Below are 1,065 nucleotides of genomic sequence, written 5' to 3'. Positions count from 1 at the left end.
GTCCCCCGCTGCCGCCGTTTCCAACCTGCGTCGACATATCAGGTTCCACTAATGCACAAAAAGCCCGCCACCTTTGAGCAGCGGGCGTTCCAAAGCTGCAATTCTCTTGATTAATCGATAATCCCGGAGAGCCCGGATGAGTTGGGCGAAGCCGTGAAGGCACGGGTCACGCCGGCGATGGATCCGCAGCAGAGATCGCCGAACGAAACGACTGCGGGAAACGCGGTCGCTGATTTGCTCAGGCCTGCCGGTAGATGTGGCCTTCGTCGACGGTGGTCAAACGGCGCGTATCTCGACTGCGGCCGGACGGCGACCTCGCCGAACCGCTCGGCAACACGATCGAGGCCCCGCGGCATGCGGGAGCGCCGTGCTCGGTGACGACAAGCTCGGCTGCAATGCCGCAAGTTTCCACCGAAGTCGCCGACGATGCATTTCGAAGCCGTGCACGGGCGACGTGGATAGACGTGTCGTCGGCAATCAAAGTCCCGTCAGCCTCCCGCCACAGAGGTGCTCGGGCGATGGCCGGGAACCTGTGCAACCATAGCCACCCGGTATGTAGGAACGGAACGAGGCAGTCTGCGGCTGGCTCCATCGCCGCCCATTTGTTAGGCGCAACGATGTTGCAGACCGTGACGAGGGAGACGAAGTCCGGTGCTACAAGGCGAACCAGTCGATCGAAGGTCGCGAAATCATCAGCCAGAAGATGGCGAGCACTGCCGCGAAGGCAGGAAAGCCAAAGGCGAACCAGAGCCGAAACAAGGTGTCATAGCGCTGTGGTGGAGGTTGCTTCTCTGCCGTGGCCTGCATAGCGAGATTCCGCATCTCGATCTGCATCCACACGACTGGAAGCCAGAACAGGCCGGTGATGAGGTAGAGCAGGATCGAAAGCACAATCCACCCCTCGGTCAGCGGATAGCCGGAATGCCAGGCGAGGAATGCACCGGTGACAGGTTGGGCGACGACGGCGGTTGCAGTGAAGATGAAATCGGCGATCACGACGATGCGTGCGACCGCCGCGATGGTCGCGGAATTTCCGGTCCGGTGAGCGAGCAGCATGAAGAAGGC

General features: G+C 61.3%; 1 protein-coding gene. It reads right to left on the bottom strand.

From position 1 onward, the window contains the following. Window positions 1-654: 654 nt before the first annotated feature. Window positions 655-1,065, bottom strand: a 411-nt coding sequence (locus tag EN914_RS36285) for a DUF2269 family protein (protein ID WP_164779211.1), incomplete at its 5' end; no start/stop codon positions are given.

This window comes from Mesorhizobium sp. M7A.F.Ca.CA.001.08.2.1 (assembly GCF_003998455.1).
In the GTDB taxonomy this organism is placed as follows: Bacteria; Pseudomonadota; Alphaproteobacteria; order Rhizobiales; family Rhizobiaceae; genus Mesorhizobium; species Mesorhizobium ciceri.
The sequence above is the reverse complement of the archived record's forward strand: the minus strand, read 5'-3'. Positions and strand labels throughout refer to the sequence as shown.